This is a genomic window from Pseudomonas sp. TWRC1-2 (genome assembly GCF_049896685.1).
Taxonomy (GTDB): domain Bacteria; phylum Pseudomonadota; class Gammaproteobacteria; order Pseudomonadales; family Pseudomonadaceae; genus Aquipseudomonas.
In genome coordinates, this window is record NZ_JAFCUU010000011.1 from 181,038 (window position 1) to 197,083 (window position 16,046).

At 54.6% G+C, this 16,046-nt stretch carries 17 protein-coding genes and 1 pseudogene; 5 read left to right on the top strand and 13 right to left on the bottom strand.

Features of this window, described 5'->3' with window-relative positions:
* From ACP7B3_RS26775 to ACP7B3_RS26810, 8 genes are all read right to left on the bottom strand, one after another.
* Positions 1-633, bottom strand: coding sequence for a phage tail protein I (locus ACP7B3_RS26775; protein ID WP_145161610.1), 633 nt, complete (start codon positions 631-633; stop codon positions 1-3).
* A complete protein-coding gene (locus ACP7B3_RS26780) occupies positions 630-1,625 on the bottom strand; it encodes a baseplate J/gp47 family protein (protein WP_426182090.1) in 996 nt (331 codons plus the stop codon). The genes ACP7B3_RS26775 and ACP7B3_RS26780 overlap by 4 nt, the downstream gene beginning before the upstream one ends.
* On the bottom strand, positions 1,622-1,954 hold the full coding sequence (locus ACP7B3_RS26785; protein ID WP_106577249.1) for a phage baseplate protein: 333 nt from the start codon (positions 1,952-1,954) through the stop codon (positions 1,622-1,624). The genes ACP7B3_RS26780 and ACP7B3_RS26785 overlap by 4 nt, the downstream gene beginning before the upstream one ends.
* Positions 1,955-1,963: 9 nt before the next feature.
* Entirely contained in the window at positions 1,964-2,575 is a 612-nt protein-coding gene (locus ACP7B3_RS26790) for a phage baseplate assembly protein V (protein ID WP_426182094.1), read from the bottom strand.
* Between the two features lie 3 nt (positions 2,576-2,578).
* Positions 2,579-3,094 (bottom strand): hypothetical protein, encoded by a 516-nt coding sequence (locus ACP7B3_RS26795; protein ID WP_426182097.1) that lies wholly within the window; start codon positions 3,092-3,094, stop codon positions 2,579-2,581.
* 23 nt (positions 3,095-3,117) lie between these two features.
* Complete coding sequence (locus tag ACP7B3_RS26800) at positions 3,118-3,456, bottom strand: phage holin family protein (protein ID WP_106577252.1); 339 nt, start codon at positions 3,454-3,456, stop codon at positions 3,118-3,120.
* A 290-nt stretch (positions 3,457-3,746) separates the two neighbouring features.
* Entirely contained in the window at positions 3,747-4,073 is a 327-nt protein-coding gene (locus ACP7B3_RS26805) for a hypothetical protein (protein WP_426182124.1), read from the bottom strand.
* Positions 4,052-4,786: a LexA family transcriptional regulator gene (locus tag ACP7B3_RS26810; protein ID WP_242194389.1), complete on the bottom strand. Its 735-nt coding sequence runs from the start codon at positions 4,784-4,786 to the stop codon at positions 4,052-4,054. The genes ACP7B3_RS26805 and ACP7B3_RS26810 overlap by 22 nt, the downstream gene beginning before the upstream one ends.
* Before the next feature lie 379 nt (positions 4,787-5,165).
* Here ACP7B3_RS26810 and ACP7B3_RS26815 point away from each other — a divergent pair, with 379 nt between their 5' ends.
* From ACP7B3_RS26815 to ACP7B3_RS26830, 4 genes are all read left to right on the top strand, one after another.
* Positions 5,166-6,788, top strand: a complete 1,623-nt coding sequence (locus ACP7B3_RS26815) for a methyl-accepting chemotaxis protein (protein WP_145161592.1) — start codon at positions 5,166-5,168, stop codon at positions 6,786-6,788.
* A 668-nt stretch (positions 6,789-7,456) separates the two neighbouring features.
* Positions 7,457-7,738 (top strand): DUF3077 domain-containing protein, encoded by a 282-nt coding sequence (locus ACP7B3_RS26820; protein ID WP_262210497.1) that lies wholly within the window; start codon positions 7,457-7,459, stop codon positions 7,736-7,738.
* Positions 7,739-8,424: 686 nt separating this feature from the next.
* On the top strand, positions 8,425-9,408 hold the full coding sequence (locus ACP7B3_RS26825; protein WP_426182103.1) for an ATP-binding protein: 984 nt from the start codon (positions 8,425-8,427) through the stop codon (positions 9,406-9,408).
* A gap of 97 nt (positions 9,409-9,505) precedes the next feature.
* Positions 9,506-9,820, top strand: a complete 315-nt coding sequence (locus tag ACP7B3_RS26830) for an STAS-like domain-containing protein (RefSeq protein ID WP_165386509.1) — start codon at positions 9,506-9,508, stop codon at positions 9,818-9,820.
* Between the two features lie 70 nt (positions 9,821-9,890).
* On the opposite strand, the pseudogene ACP7B3_RS26835 reads toward ACP7B3_RS26830, so the two are convergent.
* The 3 genes and pseudogenes from ACP7B3_RS26835 to ACP7B3_RS26845 all read right to left on the bottom strand — a co-directional run bounded on the left by ACP7B3_RS26835 (position 9,891) and on the right by ACP7B3_RS26845 (position 12,385).
* Positions 9,891-10,658, bottom strand: a pseudogene (locus tag ACP7B3_RS26835) (DNA adenine methylase).
* Positions 10,659-10,692: 34 nt separating this feature from the next.
* Complete coding sequence (gene umuC, locus ACP7B3_RS26840; RefSeq protein ID WP_426182106.1) at positions 10,693-11,967, bottom strand: translesion error-prone DNA polymerase V subunit UmuC; 1,275 nt, start codon at positions 11,965-11,967, stop codon at positions 10,693-10,695.
* On the bottom strand, positions 11,960-12,385 hold the full coding sequence (locus ACP7B3_RS26845; RefSeq protein ID WP_426182109.1) for a LexA family protein: 426 nt from the start codon (positions 12,383-12,385) through the stop codon (positions 11,960-11,962). The genes umuC and ACP7B3_RS26845 overlap by 8 nt, the downstream gene beginning before the upstream one ends.
* Positions 12,386-12,768: 383 nt before the next feature.
* Between ACP7B3_RS26845 and ACP7B3_RS26850 the strand changes: the two genes are divergently transcribed.
* A complete protein-coding gene (locus ACP7B3_RS26850) occupies positions 12,769-13,881 on the top strand; it encodes a histidine kinase dimerization/phosphoacceptor domain -containing protein (RefSeq protein WP_426182112.1) in 1,113 nt (370 codons plus the stop codon).
* A gap of 125 nt (positions 13,882-14,006) precedes the next feature.
* On the opposite strand, the gene ACP7B3_RS26855 is transcribed toward ACP7B3_RS26850, so the two are convergent.
* Together ACP7B3_RS26855 and ACP7B3_RS26860 are read right to left on the bottom strand one after the other, a co-directional pair.
* The gene (locus tag ACP7B3_RS26855) at positions 14,007-15,668 is read right to left on the bottom strand and encodes a histidine kinase famiy protein (protein ID WP_426182118.1); all 1,662 of its coding nucleotides are present in this window, start codon (positions 15,666-15,668) and stop codon (positions 14,007-14,009) included.
* Between the two features lie 86 nt (positions 15,669-15,754).
* Positions 15,755-16,046: lysis system i-spanin subunit Rz (locus ACP7B3_RS26860; RefSeq protein ID WP_426182115.1), on the bottom strand; the 292-nt coding region annotated here is incomplete at its 5' end.

Consider the following 16,046-nt stretch of genomic DNA (forward strand, 5'->3'; position numbering starts at 1 on the left):
TTACTCCAACGGGTAAAGGGTCATTGTCTCGACGGTGTAAATACCCGCCGCCATATAAAGCGGCGAACTGGATGAGAGGCCTTCCAACTTGAAGGGGTAAATGGTGGCCAGTTCCCCACATACAGTGACCGCACTGATGCAGTGATTGCCTGAGGCGGACAGCCCGACACTCACCGCCAACGTGTCACGCTCGCTTTTTGCATCTGCGAGGCGCTTGTCGAGCCGAGTATTTATCTCTTCGCTGTAAGGCCGATCCGTGAAAGCTCTTACGGTGAAACTGTATGGCGCACCCGTAGGCGATTTTTCATGCCACGCCAGTACCTGAGGCGATAATTCAAGCCCTCGGACCGCATTTTCGAGCGCAAGGCGCGTGCCCGCCTGACGTTTTGTTGGCCATGCAAACCCGACTGTAAGACGCTTTTCAGACTCCGCACTTTTAGCACTCCATTCCGCCACACCGCGATCCGCAGCCAGGTAGGGTAGGAACTCCGAAGGCGTTTCAATAGGGTTCATCAGACTAGGGAAAGGCGGCGTAATACGGTTGACCAGCTTTGCGAAGCCGAGATCCAGCGCCCTCTCCAGTGCCGAGCTATTCGTTGGCAGGAGGCTATGATCGATTTGCTCTTCACTCATAAGATTCGCACCTCAATCTCGATACCGGTGCAATAGGGAGCCTGAAAGGCCGTTGCCTGAATCGCAGAAACGGGCTCAAGGATCTGCAGTTGCGCAGCGCCGGCGCTGTGAATCGCATAATCAATCCAGCTCGGGTCCACCCGCCCTTCCAGGCGATGACAGGACTCTGCATAGTCTTGCAGCAGCTTTTGAGCGGCGACTTGAGTCAGCCCCGAATCCGGGCCGGCGTTGATCTTGGCGACCACGCGGATTTTGTAGGGAAGGATTTGCGCACTTTGCACGCTCACTAGGTCCGTCTCCGGCCGCACATCCGGCCGTGCGAAATGGCGACGAACGCCGTCAAGCAAATCGGCGGACGGCGTGCCGTCGCCCTCACGGGAAAGCACGGTGACCATGACTTCGCCGGGCGCTGTTCGACGCCCGTTGCCATCTTTGACCTGGGCCGCATAGCCGTCCGGGTCAAAGGTGTAGCTGACCGTCACCACGCCCGGCGTTGCGCTTTGCACCTTCACCGACGGCCGCTCGCCTAGAGTGAACACCTCACGCCGATACTGCATTCGCGAACCTGCGGCCGGGGCATGTGGCGCCAGGTAGTAACGCAGGCGAGCGTCGTCATCGCTCTCCAATGTTGGCGGCACGGGCGGAAACGCCGCCGGGTCGCCGGGATCGAGTACCTGGCGTTCCAGGCCCATATCGGCCAGGCGTGCATCCAAATTGCTGCCGGTGGCCCACCATGCCAGCATCTGTTTGATGCGCGCATTGTATTTGCGCTCGTGGGTTTGCAGCCGCACACAAAACGCTTCCAGCGCCAGGGTCAGCAGCTCGCTTTCATTGTCGAGGCTAGCCTTGAGTTTGGCCGCACTTTGCGGCGCGCGGGTGGCGACGTAATCGACAACAAACGCCTTGAATTCGGCCAGCAACGGTTCGAACTCATCCACCGCGATGATGGCCGGTTCCGCCAGTTGGTTCTGGCCGGGGATCAGCATGCTCATGTCACGACCTCAAAGGATTGTTGGCGGTTTTTCCAGGTGCCGGCAAAGCGCAGCAGCAGGCCCGCGCCTTGGCGGGTTGCGACGATGACCTGGGGTTGGAAGTCGCCGATGCCGTTCTGCGCGTTATAGAACGCTTGGGCGGCGTGGCTTTGAGCGAGGATCAGCAGGTCGTCGCCGAGGTTCTGGCCGAGCAGTTGCGGGATCTGCGAGCCGTACAGCGGGCGTTTTTGGCGAGTGCCCACGGGGGTGGTCAGCGCTCGGGTGGCGCGCTGCACGAATTGCAGCCAGTCATCGACGGCTGCCCCGGTGTTCCTGTCGATTCCGATCATGCGGTGTCCTTATCGGGGGCTGATGATGCGGCCTTGGTGGTCCACCACGGGGCCGCTGAAGTGTGCGCCGCCAGCATCGAGCAACAGGCTGGTGCCGCCGATTTGCAGAGTGATGCCCTGGGCGCTCATGGTCAGGCTGGCGGCGCCGACCTTGATGTCGACCTGTTCGCGGGAGCCGGTAAATGTGGTGGGGCCGTTGACCCAGTTGAACGTGTGGCTGGCGTCGTCGTAGTCGCTTTGTGTGCCGTCCTGATGGCGGCGCCGGGTCAAGCTGGCAACGCTGGAGACCGGCGGAAACTGACTACTGTTCAGGCCGAACAAGGCCACAGACTGGCCGCCGCCTTCGCCGCCGCCGTAGTTGAGCAATAGGCATTGTTCGCCCACGGACGGAATGCGTGTTTCAGTCTGTGCACCGGCGCTGGGGTTGAAAAAGCGGATGGCCGGCGTGAGCAACTCACCGTGGCTGACCTTGCAGGTACTGCTGGCGGCGTTGACCTCCTGACACACGCCAATGCGGCAGAAGCTTTCGGCACGTCGGTAAAGGTCTTCAAGCTGGGTTTCCATTTCCACCAGGCGCTCGACGATCGGCCCCAGTTGCATGCGTAACAGCGCGTCGAACATGGGCTACTCCGCCAGTGGTTTGTATTGATCGGGGTCGTTGATGTTCGAGACTTCCCAGGTGCGGGCAAACAGCGGTTGGCCTGTGGGATCGGTGAGTAATACAGGTCCCAAGTAAAGGGTTTGGGTGAACGAAACGGTCCAGGTGTCGTAGTCCGTTTCCGCCGTGGTGCGCACAGACGGCGCGGCGACGATATTCATCGGCAAATCACACTGTGCCTGCGGCAGCTTCCAGCGGTTATCCAGCACCAGGTCCATAAGTTGGCTGGCCAGGTCGCAGGCATCAAATGGCAATGCCCCGGGCGCAACCATGGCCTTGAGCGAAAGGGTCAACGCGTGAGCCTTGCGCCCTTCGCGAGAGCGAATGCCGGGGCCATTGCCCTCGACAGTAATCAGTACGCCGGTTTTGTCCCCGGTGCCGTTAAAGTCTTGGTGATTGCCGACCTTCAGGTCCGGGAAGGCCGCTTTTAGCGCTTCGCCAATGGCGAGGGGCAGTTGAGAGGGCTTTTCGATGAGCGTCATTTTAAGTAGCGTCCTTGCAACAGTTACTGCGGGTCCTGACGGGAGTTTTCGTTGATCCCGATGCGCTTGGCCGCCCACCGCTCATACAGGCCGATGGCTACATCGGCACCGGCCATGGCAGTCAGGCAACCGATGGCGCCGGCCGTCCAGATCGACATGCCGGCGGCGTAGCACAGCATCAGCGCTGAAACGCCGCACACCATGCAGGCCCCGGAGCGCAGGGCCAGACGGCGGATCAGCGACCAACCCCGTGCACCCTCTTTGTCGGCGCGCCACATTTCGCCGGATACCCCGCCGATCACTGCCAATACGATGACCAGCCAGATAGGCATTTCCGCTAACGCTTGCTGTTCATTTGTCATGTCACGCCTCCTGGCTGAGCAATAGATAGTCCGTTTTTCATTTACAAATGCTTCGATAGGTAGGCATTCCAAAAAGCCCGGTCGCCCGGGCTTTTCAGTAATGCGGTCCAGATTCGGTCTTTCGGCGCTACTGGCGCGGTACGGACCTTTCCTAAGATGTTTTTCCGACCACGATCCCTGTCTGCCGGATAACTGCTTCTGGTGCTTTACGCTGCACACCCGGGTCAGTTGCCAACCCTCTGAACCGTTATTAGGCCGGTTCATCGCTGCCTGTTTTTGAAGCGTTGAAACTAAAGAGCGTCGGCATCCTTGCCGGTGTTGCCTGGCATCCCTGCCATCGCTTCGATGGCGTCCTTGCCGATGTTGCGTGCCTTCCTTGTCTTCCTTGGCAGCATCCTTGCCGCCTCCACCACCTTGTTGGCTGGCTTGAGATGAAGAATATGCATGTATGCATACACAGTCAATGCACAAATGCATTTATTTTTCTGCGAGAAATGCACGGATGCATTTTCAGCCTTGCGGGTGAAGGGTTTGCCGGTTCTTTGCAGACGAAAAAAAGCCCGCGCACTGGCGGGCTTTGTCTTACGTAAGGAGGTTAACGGGCGTACATGCCCCACCAGAATACATGGCCGAGGATGCTGATCTGCTCATCCTGGATATCCTGGAAACTGTAGTCCTCATCCGGGTGCTCATCGCGATTGAAACTGCGCAGACGAATCCCGGAAGGCAGGCGGTAGAGCTGTTTCACCCGCAACTGGCCATTGTGGTTGATGGCATACAAGTCGCCATCGACGATGTCGCCAATGCCACTCTTGCCTGCGTTCACCCCGACCGTAGCGCCGTCGCGCAGCACCGGCAACATACTGTTGCCGCGCACCGTCACACACTTGGCCTGGTCGAACTGCACACCGTTATGCCGCAGGCTGCGCTTGCCGAACCGCAGGCTGGCCTTCTCGCTTTCCTCGATGACGAATCTTCCTGATCCAGCAGCCAATTCAACCTCGCGCAGAAAGGGGATCGACACCTCGTCATCATTAACGGGTGTGTCGTCATCCCACAGGCTTATGTCCTTGAGTTCCGAATGCATCGGGTCGCGCCCGTCATCGCGCAAAACCCCCGCCGCCGCGCGCCCGCGCAAGTGGTCGGTGCTGACGCGAAAGTACTCGGCGATGCGCGAGATGTGCTTGTCCGACGGATCAACGATCTTGCCGCTGAGGATCCGCGAGAGTGTGGATTGAGGCACGCCGGTACGCCGGTGAAGCTCCGTGGGGGAGATCCGGTCGCGGTCCAGCAGTTCTCTTAAGACGATAGAAACGTTGCGTTTTTGCATAACGCGGATAGTGCCGGGTGTTTTGGGGGTTGGCAAATGCTAATTTGCATAACTTATGCAAAATCAGAAAGCGTTAGGCAACACGTCAGTAAGTAACGGGGGCACAGGCACTCGTCAATTTCAAAGTCTGAGAGACTGCTATCAGCCAAGAGCAGTCATTCATCTCATTTTCAAACAAGAGGTTATTTATAGGGAGGACGATAACCGAGAATTCATGAGGCACCGACGGTCGGACTCGTCTCAAGCACCGCTCTGGAAGGCCGATACCACAGGTGTTAGTTTGCGCGGCTCCGGCTACAACCGGAACCGCAGACAGGGATGTTTGGACGTCTTTTACGCCCAACCAGGCGTACCTAATTCCTGTCATGAGTATCATCCGATGCTGCAAAGATCCCTAAGAACCCAAATCCTCGCGCTGCTGAGCGGCAGCCTGTTGGCGATGTTGCTGATTGCTTTGGCATGCTTTCATTTGCTGTCCAACGGCGTGCAAAACTACGCCAACCTAATCGAAGGTCCGCTGCACACTTCGCAATTGATCGACGAGGCCAACCTGCAATTCAAGGTGCAGGTGCAGGAATGGAAAAACGTATTACTACGGGGCAAGCAGCCGGCAGACCTGGATAAATATTGGAAGCAATTCGAAGAACGTCAGCGCGATGTACAAGGGATTCTCGGCGAACTGGCTAACCAGAAAGGCCTGGACGGCCAACTCAAGGCCCGCATCGAACGCCTGCGTGACGAACACCGTCAGCTGGGCAGCGCTTACCAGAAAGGTCGCGATGCCTATATCGCCGCGGGTGCGGACCCCTCCGCAGGCGACGCCGCCGTTAAAGGCGTCGACCGTGCTACCAGCGACCAGATGAGCGAACTTGTCGGCGAACTGCGCAAGCAGGGTACCGAGCAATCGACGCTGATCAGCGCGGGTGCAAAGCGCACGGTGATGTTGGGGATTATCGTAATGCTCGCCTCGGGTCTGTTGATCGGCCTGTTGAGCCTGTGGCTCATCAACCGTAACTTGGTTGACCCCATCCGCAAGCTGATCGACTACGTGGCGCAACTGAGCCAAGGCAAATTTGCCGAACGCGTGGCCAGTAGCCGTGAAGACGAGTTGGGCAAACTGGCCATGGCCGCCAACACTTTGCGCGACTTTCTCGCCGAAACTTTCAACCGCTTGCAGCGCAGCGCCAAGGATCTGGACAGCGCAAGTAGCGAGTTAAGTACCATCGCGGGTCTCATGGCCAGCGGCACCAACGAGCAGTTCGACCGTACCGATCAGGTGGCCACGGCGATGAACGAAATGTCCGCCACCGCCCAGGAAGTGGCCCGTCACGCAGCCGATGCCGCACGCGCAGCCGATGATGCCGACCAATCCGCACAGCAGGGCGAAAAAGTCATGCGGGGCACCATTCACACCATCACCCAAATGCGTGGCGAGATCGCCAACACAGCGACGGTCATCCGTCGCCTGGAAACCGACAGTGGCCGCATCGGCAAGGTGCTGGAAGTGATTCGCGGCATCGCCGAACAGACTAATTTGCTGGCGCTGAACGCGGCGATCGAAGCGGCCCGTGCCGGTGAAGCCGGACGCGGTTTTGCGGTCGTGGCCGACGAAGTACGAAGCCTGGCCCAGCGTACGGCGGCGTCGATCATCGAAATCAACCAGATCATCCAAACGGTGCAAACCGGCGCGGTGGACGCAGCTCAGGCGATTGAAAGTGGCCAGTCGCGCAGTGAAGAAAGCGTCGCGCAGGTGAATGAGGCCGGCGCCATGCTGGAGCGCATCACCCATGCCGTAGAAGCCATTCGCGACATGAACCGCCAGATTGCCACCGCCGCCGAAGAGCAAACCTCGGTGGCGGAAGACATCTCGCGCAACCTCACCGAAATCACCACGATTGCCAGTACCAACCTGGACAATATGCAGCGCACCGAAGCGGCAAGCCGCAACCTTCACGGGTTGTCAGGGCAGTTGAACGAAGTGACGGCACGCCTGAGTGCTTAGTCGGACCGTTAGCGTTTAGATCGGCTTCAGGCTGAGCAGCCATGTTGGAAGACCGAGCCCCGTATTTGGTCATAGCCTTACACGGGGCAAATGCTCAGACCAAAGACTCTCAGCATGTGTAACCTTGCGGCGGTGATACTTAATCGACGAAACGTATGCTTTTTTGCTGCCATGCTGGACAGCTTTTTGGCCAGGCACCTTTGGCAGCAACTGCGTTAGATCCAATAATTGGGTCTCCGCTTTTTCGAGCGCGGTGATTGAGTAGCGCAGCCAAACCTTTTCAAGTGGCCGCAGGTCAGGGCTCTTATCGTTAGGTGATCATTTGCGGGGCGTATCCTCCCGCATGGGTCCGCTGGCAACTGGCAAAGCAAAGAGGCTCCCCTTTTTCCCAGTTGCGCCCACCCCACCACCACGCTACCCTCCCCTCCGTCGCTGCCAATTCAGCGATCGGGCCTGAGAACCCGGCAAGATGCAGGCGCACCAAGCGCCCCCAAACCCGATTTGCAGGCGTTTTTTTTCGCCTCACAATTCGTGCAATGGCGGCTGTGCGTGGGAGACCTTCGGGTCTGCCGGGTTCCTGTATCTCCGGTTTCTCAGCCTGCGCACAGCTGCCACCCATTCGCCTGAGAACGAACGTGGTAGCTCTCAACTGATATGGGAGTTTACCGATGAGCGCTACAAATCCGTCTGCATTAACTACCCTCGGCGTCACCCCCTTCTCCTTCCACTCCGACCAACCTCTATTGCGCGTCAACAGCGGTGTTGCCCTGCACGAAGCCTTGCACCACGCCTCCGACCTCCTCCATGTCGCCAAGCAGCTCGCAGAAGATGCGGCGATGACCAAGGAGACCGATCGTTACGCCTGGGCGTCGCATTACTTGCAGGAGATGGCGAAAGCGGTGGTGGATGATGTGGTGAAGGTGTTGGATTCGCCCGGTAACATTCAGTAAATCGGGCAACCGTAAAAAAGGGCGGCGCTTATATAAAGGCGCCGCCCTTTTTTGTGTTTTACCTGGCCGTTTGCGACCTGCGAAGGGCCGACTTCACGTGTTAACCTTGCGCCCATCGCAACAAATGCTGGGCCAAGCGCCCGATGCCGATCAGTTGTGCGACCACGATTGGGCAGACACCGAAGATAAATGTGGGAGCTGTCGAGCTACAGCTCCCACCTTTGACCTGCTGTGTTTGGACGTCCGCACTTTTAACTGATCGACACTGGACCACGCGCCCCCTTTGCCCCATCACTTTCAACGAATTTGCCTACTATCCAATGAGTAAAAACACCTCCGATCTGTCCTCCCACACGCCGATGATGCAGCAGTATGGGCTGGAATGACTGGTACCCCACAGAATACGTGGCCTGTAGTTAATCGCTGTCTAAAACTCTAACGTTATTTACCGGCCTTTTGGGCCAATGAATGCGCGATAGGAGGAGGTAGTTTTAGACAGCAGAAATTCTGCCACTGCTGGGCTCCCAGACACCTTCTACTTGATCAATTGCACGATGCCTTCCGGCGGCCTTAGCCAGCCACGCTGTCCGGTCATCGCTTTTACAAGTAAAAGAAGGGCTGAATGTTGAAACGGTAATGGCACATGGATATAGTCTGCCACCAAAAAAAAATTCAGGGATGTGCGAGTGCGGGTTCAGGACGGAATTTACACGGAAAGCAACGTCATTCATTTTCCACCGTCACTCAGTGAATCGGAGCCGGGCGCGCTCTTTGCGTTTTGCGAAGAAATTCTTGCCAGTGAAGGCGTAGTAGTTCTCGACGCAAGCGATTTTCGATTCATTGATCCCTTGGGGCTCGCAACCCTCAAATCGTCACTAGAGCGCGCGGCAATTGCCAGGCTCCATATCAGGTGGATGAGCAAGGGGCTCATCAACTACCTAGCTAGAATGGAGTTTTTCGACGGCATGATCGTCGATGGCATGGACATAGAGAAAGAACGGAACCTACTAGGTGAGCCTGACCGCTGTGTTGAACTTGTAAAGGTTGTGGACGGTCAATCAGAAGAGGTGGCTTCGAGACTTGCGCTAGCTACGGTTGGCTGGGCTCAAGGCCGTGAGCAAGAGGAATTAGATTCCTACAGGCGCCCCATTGAGTACGCCCTGAAGGAATTGCTAGGGAATGCCCTTTCCCATGCAAAGAGAGAAGGTAATTTTGGTGCGTCTGTCTGGGTAGCTTGCCAGCACTTCCGTAGCAACGGCGATGTCCGGCTTGCGATAGTTGACAATGGATGTGGTTTTCTGGCTACGCTATGGCGTCATGATCAGCTCAAAGAGCGTACAGACGTCGAAGCCATCAGAGCTGCCTTAATCGCTCGTGTGAGCTGCAATCGTGGCCCTTACGTAGGCTATGAGACCGATAGCCAGAATCAAGGTGTAGGCTTGACCACAACCGCTAAAATCGCTGATGCCGCTGACGGCTTTCTTGTTGTAGCGAGTGGTGAGGCTTGCCTGAACACCAAAACCGATATGTCGACGTCGCTTGTCAAGGCGCCGTGGAAAGGTGTCGCGATATCATTTCACTGTAACCGCGACAAATTGCCGCAGATCAGCATTCCAGCGCTGCTCCCAGTCGTAGAAGGCGCAGTTGACGACGACATCAGTTTCATTTGACTGGCTTCAAGATTTGCTTACTAGTGGTACCTAGCTAAACTTTTTACCCATGCGTACGATAAACATTGTCTACGCGTACATTGCCGAGGGAAGCGCCATGCAAACTCAAATCAACCTTGCTGCGGGGTCAGAGACCATTCGCACGCTTGGTATGAGGGCATCTGCCACGCCGTATCGAAAGGAAATCGAACGCTGCTTGGACACCGGCTATAGCGTCGCCATAGATTTTTCCGGTAAGGATGCCACCCAATCATTTGTTGACGAACTGATCGGCGGATTGATTCTGAAGCGAGGCAGGACTGTTCTGTCCAGCCTATCGTTCCAAAACTGTCCTGATGACGTTAAGTCGATCATTAAGTTCGTCGTTAACGATAGAGCACATCAATTGAAGACTGAGCAGGCCGTCGCCTGATCTATCGGATATGGAAAAAGCCTCGCATTGCGGGGCTTTTTTGGGTCTTGAGATAAGTGTTACGCCGGCGTCACCAATTCATGATCGCCAGCTCGCCTGTTTTTTCGGCTACTCCCTTCCGCGGGTTGGCCGTGCTGTAACGAATGTCCATCGCCTCCATGCGGAACCCCTCAAACACCCGCCGGATATCGGGATGATCGTTGATGCTTACCATCACCTTGCCCTGACAAGCGTGCATGAATTCGGCCATTCGCTCGTACTGGTCAAAGCCGAACTCGGCGCCGTAGCCCTCTGTTTTCCAATAGGGGGGGTCCATATAGTGGAAAGTGTGGGGTCGATCGTACTTTTCAGCGCACCTCAACCAGGGCAGGTTCTCCACGTAGGTACCCGATAACCGCTGCCAGGCCAGGGATAGATTTTCCTCAATCCGCAGCAGATTGATGGCCCGGCCGGTAGTCGCGGTTCCGAATGTCTGTCCCGTGGGCTTTGCACCGAACGCGTGGTGTTGGAGGTAGAAGAACCTGGCCGCTTTCTGGATATCCGTCAGCGTCTCGGCCGCTGTCATCTTTTGCCACTCGAAGATCTGCCGGGAGCTGAGTGCTCACTTGAACTGACGAACGAATTCCTCAAGGTGGTGCTGGACTACCCGGTACAAGTTAACCAGGTCGCCGTTGAGATCATTCAAAACCTCGACTTTTGCGGGCTGCTCTCGCTTGAAGTACAGCGCAGCGCCGCCGGCAAACACTTCGACGTAGCACTCGTGGTCTGGGAACAGCGCCAGCAGGCGTTTCGAAAGGCGGCGCTTGCCGCCCATCCATGGAATGATTGGGTTTGTCATTTGCAGTCCTTTGCAATGGTTTTGGTGGTGGTGCCTATTTGCAGCTGATCGTCCATAGCTGATCAAGCCGCATTGTATAGCTCTGGCTCATCATCTCGCGGCGCATTCCCCAGTCCGGGTTCGACGGCACACTGGCGGCGCGAAGCGTGCCGCGCCCCCAGCGCTCGTTTATCTGGTCAAGAACCGTCATCACTCGGGTTGCCTCGGCCGGCTGCGATATCGCGAACAGATCGTCGGTGTATTCGCCTGGCTGGCAAAGGTTGAGCAGCATCACTTCGGCTTTGCTGTATTTGAAACCTGGACGGAAGATCCTGTCGAGCGCGTCGACAGCGGCTTTCGTGAGCAGGCGCACGTCATCGGTGGGGTACGGCATATCGACCACCACGCCGTTGGCATACTTCGCCTCCTCCGGATTGAACATCCCAGTGCGGATGCAGACGCGGACTTTTTTGCAGAGCGAGTTTTGAGCGCGGAGCTTTTCGGATGCCCTCATCATGTAGGTGGCCACCGCCTCCTTGATCGGCGGCAGTTCAGTCAGGCGCTTACCGAACATCCGACTACAGCAGATTTCTTGCTTCGGTGGGTCGGGCTCGTCCAGTTCGAGGCATGACGTGCCGGCCAGCTCCCGCGCTGTCTTCTCGATCACCACGCTGAATTTCTTGCGGAGCGTCCAAGGATCGGCTTTGGCCAGGTCCATAGCTGACTTTATGCCCATGGCGTCGAGGTTCAGTTTCATTTTCCGGCCCACGCCCCAGACTTCCGACACGTCCGTGTTGCGCAGCACCCAGTCGCGCTTTACCGGATCGGTGATGTTTACCACTCCGCCGGTCTGCGCCTGCAGTCGCTTTGCCGTGTGGTTGGCCAACTTGGCCAGGGTCTTGGTGTTCGCGATGCCGACCCCGACAGGAATGCCGGTGCCGCGCAGCACCTGTGCCCGGATCTGGCGCCCCAGGGCATCTAGCCCCGATATACCCGTGAGGTCGGCGAACGCCTCATCAATGCTGTAAATCTCCACCGCTGGCACTAAAGTCTCGATCAGCGTCATCACGCGCTCGCTCATGTCGCCGTAAAGCGCGTAGTTCGACGAGAAGGGCACAATGCCGTGCTGCTTGATCTTGTGCTTGATCTGAAAATACGGCTCGCCCATTTTGATAAATGACTTGGCGTCATAACTCCGGGCGATCACGCAGCCATCGTTGTTACTCAGCACGACAATTGGTGTTTTAGCCAGGTCGGGCCGGAACACTCGTTCACAACTTGCATAAAAGCTGTTGCAGTCGATCAGCGCAAAAACCGGCGAGTTAGACATGACTGCGCACGGTGCTGGTGATGACGCCCCAGATGGATAGCTCATCCCCTTCCAGCACGTAGCGCGCCGGGTACTTGGGGTTTTCGGATAGCAGGATCACTTCCTTGCCGCGCTTATAGAGTCGCTTGCACATAGGGTCGTTGTTCAGCAGCGCCACTACTATGTGCCCGTGGGCGGGCTCTATCGAGCGATCTACCACTGCCAGATCACCTTCAAAAATCCCGGCCCCTTGCATGCTCTCCCCGGTGATCATCACTAGGTAAACGTGAGGTGCCCTGATGTTCAGCACCTCATCCAGCGAAATATGCTGTTCGATATGATCAGCAGCGGGCGAAGGGAAGCCGGCCGGCACCCGAAATGAGCAGAGCGGTAATTTGAAGCCGCCTTCTGCAATTTTGCCCAAAATTTTTAAGTTCATCGCTTCGTTACGCTGGTACTGTTTGAATGTACAGTAAATCGCTCTGATTGAGAGCAGTCAAACCTCTCAACCAGCTTCCGACCAGCGGGCAAAGCTAATGGGTAACTGCGACCGTTAGGGCGACGCCTTGATAGGGGGCCACTTAGCACCTACCTTTAGGTTGGATTATTCACAGGCCTAGGAATCACGTGTAACCTGCTGCGGTTTTTGGCGTTATCCCTGCAATTTGAACGATTGTGCGGGCTCGTCAAAGTGACCTTTTAACGTGAAAATTCAGATTGCGGCACCTGGAGAAAGCTATTAACTCTGTTATCGACTCCTCATCGACATCCTCTTTACCAGACTGGCGTAGCCTTCTGCTGGCTCAACGGCAGGTCCTCGAAATGGCAATGACAAGGGCTCCACTGAGCGATCTGCTGAAGCTAATCGCCGCTTTAGGAGCTGTTCATCTCAGAGGGCGATCAGCCGTATTTCTAGTAGATTCTGACAGCAAAACACTCCGTTACGGAGCATCGTCAGGCCTTGATGCAGGCTACATTGAGGCGATTGAAGGTTTTGAAATAGGTCCACATTCACCATCTTGCGGAACCGCGGCATATTCAGGTGACATGGTTATCGTTGGAGATGTGGCGAGCGACCAATTGTGGGCGCCCTTCTTGAAGCTCGCAATCGAACATGGTATTGCAGCTTGCTGGTCAAAGCCAATAACAGACTCCCGCGGGATAGTCGTGGGCACGTATGCTGTTTATCATCGGGATAACCATCTACCCACACCATCTGACATGGAGATTATAGAGTTACTAGCAAGTACAACTGGTATACTGATTGAGCGCTCAGTTGCAGATAGCACTCTACAATCGACTATCGATGAATTACGAAGAAGCGAACTCGCCACTAGAGAAGTCAGTCACAGGGTGATGAACACATTCCAAATTCTAGAAGGCATCTTGTCGTTAAAGATTCGCGCCATCAATGAGCCTACAGCAAGAAAAATCACTAAAGACGCACTCGAGCGCATCCGCAGTATGTCTCTTGTGCATCAAAAACTGTTCGCCATTTCTCAAAGTCTTCAAGCAGAACTTGATGTTACTGCGTTCCTAAGTGAAATAATTGAAATTTTCGGCCAGGTATTTATCGAAGACAACAATATCAAATTAGCGATGGACCACTCAGAAAGCATAACAACCTCATCAGAAATGTGCGCTTCCCTTGCACTTCTAATGATAGAACTGATTCTAAATGCGATAAAACATGCATTTCACGACGACCAAAAAAACGGAAGGATATATGTCAGCCTAACAAGAGAAAAAAACATCGCCACAATTAAAGTGTCAGACAACGGGAAAGGCTTACCAGAAGGTAAACTATCAAACAAACCAAATAGGCTAGGTGCAAAGCTCATTGAATCTTTTGTTCAAGACATCAAAGGACATTTAAGTTATAAAAATTTGCCAGCCGGCTCTGAATTTTCCGTTTCATTCCCACTCAACGGTTAGCACCTAAACGACAATAATATTCACTACTTTTTAGCCCAACAAGCCCGTATTAGCACCTATCCAGAACCGAACAATCCTCGACGGCATTAGATCAGACCATTAAAATATTCAAAGCGCTATCGTTCTCAACTAACTCCATTGGGCCCATCAAGCACGTACCTAATACGCTTAGCCAAGACATTAGGAAGACAAGGCTTGGACAACACTTCAAATTCAGCCCCACCTATATCAGTACGCTCTATAGCGCTTTCCGCATATCCAGTGGTAAGCAGAATTTTCATATCCGGATAAAGCTTTTTTACCTCACGAGCAAGCATCACCCCATTCATGCCACCAGGCATAATCACGTCAGAATATAACAAGTCAAACTTAGAATCATCGCTCAATACTTCTAGAGCTTCGGCAGCCCCTGAAGTGACTACGGTAATGTATCCGTAATCCTCGAGCGTCATACGTGCAAGCTCCGCGACGTCGGGCCTGTCCTCGACTATCAAAATTCGCTCGCTCCCAGATTTAGCCTCGGAAACCTTGACATCTTCAAACGTGCTTTCTTCGGCATCATCTGCTGGAAAGTAGAGTCGTAAGGTTGTTCCAAGGTTTTCTTCAGAATAAATTCTCACAACGCCACCGGACTGTTTTGCAAATCCATATACCATGGACAACCCTAAGCCTGTACCCTTCCCTTCATCCTTTGTAGTGAAAAATGGATCCATTACTCTAGCGAGTACACTCGGAGGCATGCCGCAGCCATTGTCGGTCACAGCGAATGAAACATAACGTCCTGGCATCAACCCATCGTGTGACATTACCGAGAGGTCGCGAACCTCAACATTTCTTGTCTCGATAGAGATAGCGGGAAGATTTCTGCCTAAAAGTGCATCTCTTGCGTTGACAATAATATTCAGAATTGAGAGCTCAGCCTGAACAGGATCTATGCGGCAATTCCACAAGACACTTTCCAAGTCTGTGTTGAACTCATAGCCAATCCCCATTAAACGATCCGCAGTCGACTTGGAAAACCGTACAAAATTGTTCAGATTAACAACTCTACCTTGCAGCTTTTGCTTTCGTGAGAAAGCAAGTAACTGTTGGGTTAGTGTAGAAGCTCTCTCAACGGCATTTTTTGTCATTTCTAAGCTTTTTGAAACTCTGTGTACATCGAGTGTAGGACGCTTAATTCCTCTCTCTATCATTTCTACGTAGCCACCAATTACCTGTAGCAAATTATTGAAGTCGTGAGCTATCCCTCCAGTTAATTGGCCTAGAGCTTCCATCTTATGAGCTTGACGAAGAGCGTCCTCTGCATCCCGACGTCGACTGACGTCGAGCTGGGATGCAAAAAAGTACATCAAAGTCCCAGCATCGTTGTATACGGGCGATATGAATAATGCATTCCAGAAGGTTGAGCCGTCCTTGCGATAATTTAGGATCTCAACAGAAACATCGTCTTCGTCAGAAATCGCACGTTTAATTTCAAGGACAGTTTCGGCGTCAGTGTCCAATCCTTGGAGGAATCGGCAATTTCTCCCGAAGATTTCATCAGCTTGATATCCAGTCATCTCTAAAAAAGCTTCATTCGCAAAAATGATCGGGTTGTCGGGAAGGTTAGGATCGGTAACGATCATGGGCATCCGCGTCGTTCCGACTGCAGCGAAGAAAATATTTTTTCCTGGGGACGTAATGTCTCCAGTCTCAGCGTTATCCACGCGCGTATGAAGGTCTTTCGATTGATTAGGCACTGGTAGCCGGTCCCGATGGAGATCTGATGGTCGATGTCCTAATGACATCAATCGTTTTTGATAGTTTAAGTTTTTCCCATCGTGCATAGGTCGGTTTCAGAGTCCCCCTTCGATTCCGGTATCGAGTCCATTAACTAGCGTGTCACAGCGTTGACATATGACTGACAAGCTAGTAGCGCGATCACAGCCTTGTCTCCGTCATCAGTGATGGTGACAATTCTTTGAGCATGCGCTGGGTCAAGTTGGGCTCGACGGGCTGCATGAACCACGCTGACGGAGCCGGCGGCGGCAGGCACGTTGCAGTTATTGGCTGGATCGTCGGCAAGGAGGACTGACAGCCGCACATCAGCAGTGGCAAGGCGATCGCGCAAAAGAGCCTGGTTGCGTTTAGCATCGGATAGTTCTCGAGTGTGTTGTTGGTCCTGG

What these genes read in the sequence shown, in the direction of transcription:
- ACP7B3_RS26775 (WP_145161610.1), bottom strand. Translation starts at nt 633, where the DNA reads ATGAGTGAAGAGCAAATCGATCATAGCCTCCTGCCAACGAATAGCTCG.
- ACP7B3_RS26780 (WP_426182090.1), bottom strand. Translation starts at nt 1,625, where the DNA reads ATGAGCATGCTGATCCCCGGCCAGAACCAACTGGCGGAACCGGCCATC.
- ACP7B3_RS26785 (WP_106577249.1), bottom strand. Translation starts at nt 1,954, where the DNA reads ATGATCGGAATCGACAGGAACACCGGGGCAGCCGTCGATGACTGGCTG.
- ACP7B3_RS26790 (WP_426182094.1), bottom strand. Translation starts at nt 2,575, where the DNA reads ATGTTCGACGCGCTGTTACGCATGCAACTGGGGCCGATCGTCGAGCGC.
- ACP7B3_RS26795 (WP_426182097.1), bottom strand. Translation starts at nt 3,094, where the DNA reads ATGACGCTCATCGAAAAGCCCTCTCAACTGCCCCTCGCCATTGGCGAA.
- ACP7B3_RS26800 (WP_106577252.1), bottom strand. Translation starts at nt 3,456, where the DNA reads ATGACAAATGAACAGCAAGCGTTAGCGGAAATGCCTATCTGGCTGGTC.
- ACP7B3_RS26810 (WP_242194389.1), bottom strand. Translation starts at nt 4,786, where the DNA reads ATGCAAAAACGCAACGTTTCTATCGTCTTAAGAGAACTGCTGGACCGC.
- ACP7B3_RS26815 (WP_145161592.1), top strand. Translation starts at nt 5,166, where the DNA reads ATGCTGCAAAGATCCCTAAGAACCCAAATCCTCGCGCTGCTGAGCGGC.
- ACP7B3_RS26820 (WP_262210497.1), top strand. Translation starts at nt 7,457, where the DNA reads ATGAGCGCTACAAATCCGTCTGCATTAACTACCCTCGGCGTCACCCCC.
- ACP7B3_RS26830 (WP_165386509.1), top strand. Translation starts at nt 9,506, where the DNA reads ATGCAAACTCAAATCAACCTTGCTGCGGGGTCAGAGACCATTCGCACG.
- umuC (WP_426182106.1), bottom strand. Translation starts at nt 11,967, where the DNA reads ATGTCTAACTCGCCGGTTTTTGCGCTGATCGACTGCAACAGCTTTTAT.
- ACP7B3_RS26845 (WP_426182109.1), bottom strand. Translation starts at nt 12,385, where the DNA reads ATGAACTTAAAAATTTTGGGCAAAATTGCAGAAGGCGGCTTCAAATTA.
- ACP7B3_RS26850 (WP_426182112.1), top strand. Translation starts at nt 12,769, where the DNA reads ATGGCAATGACAAGGGCTCCACTGAGCGATCTGCTGAAGCTAATCGCC.
- ACP7B3_RS26855 (WP_426182118.1), bottom strand. Translation starts at nt 15,668, where the DNA reads ATGTCATTAGGACATCGACCATCAGATCTCCATCGGGACCGGCTACCA.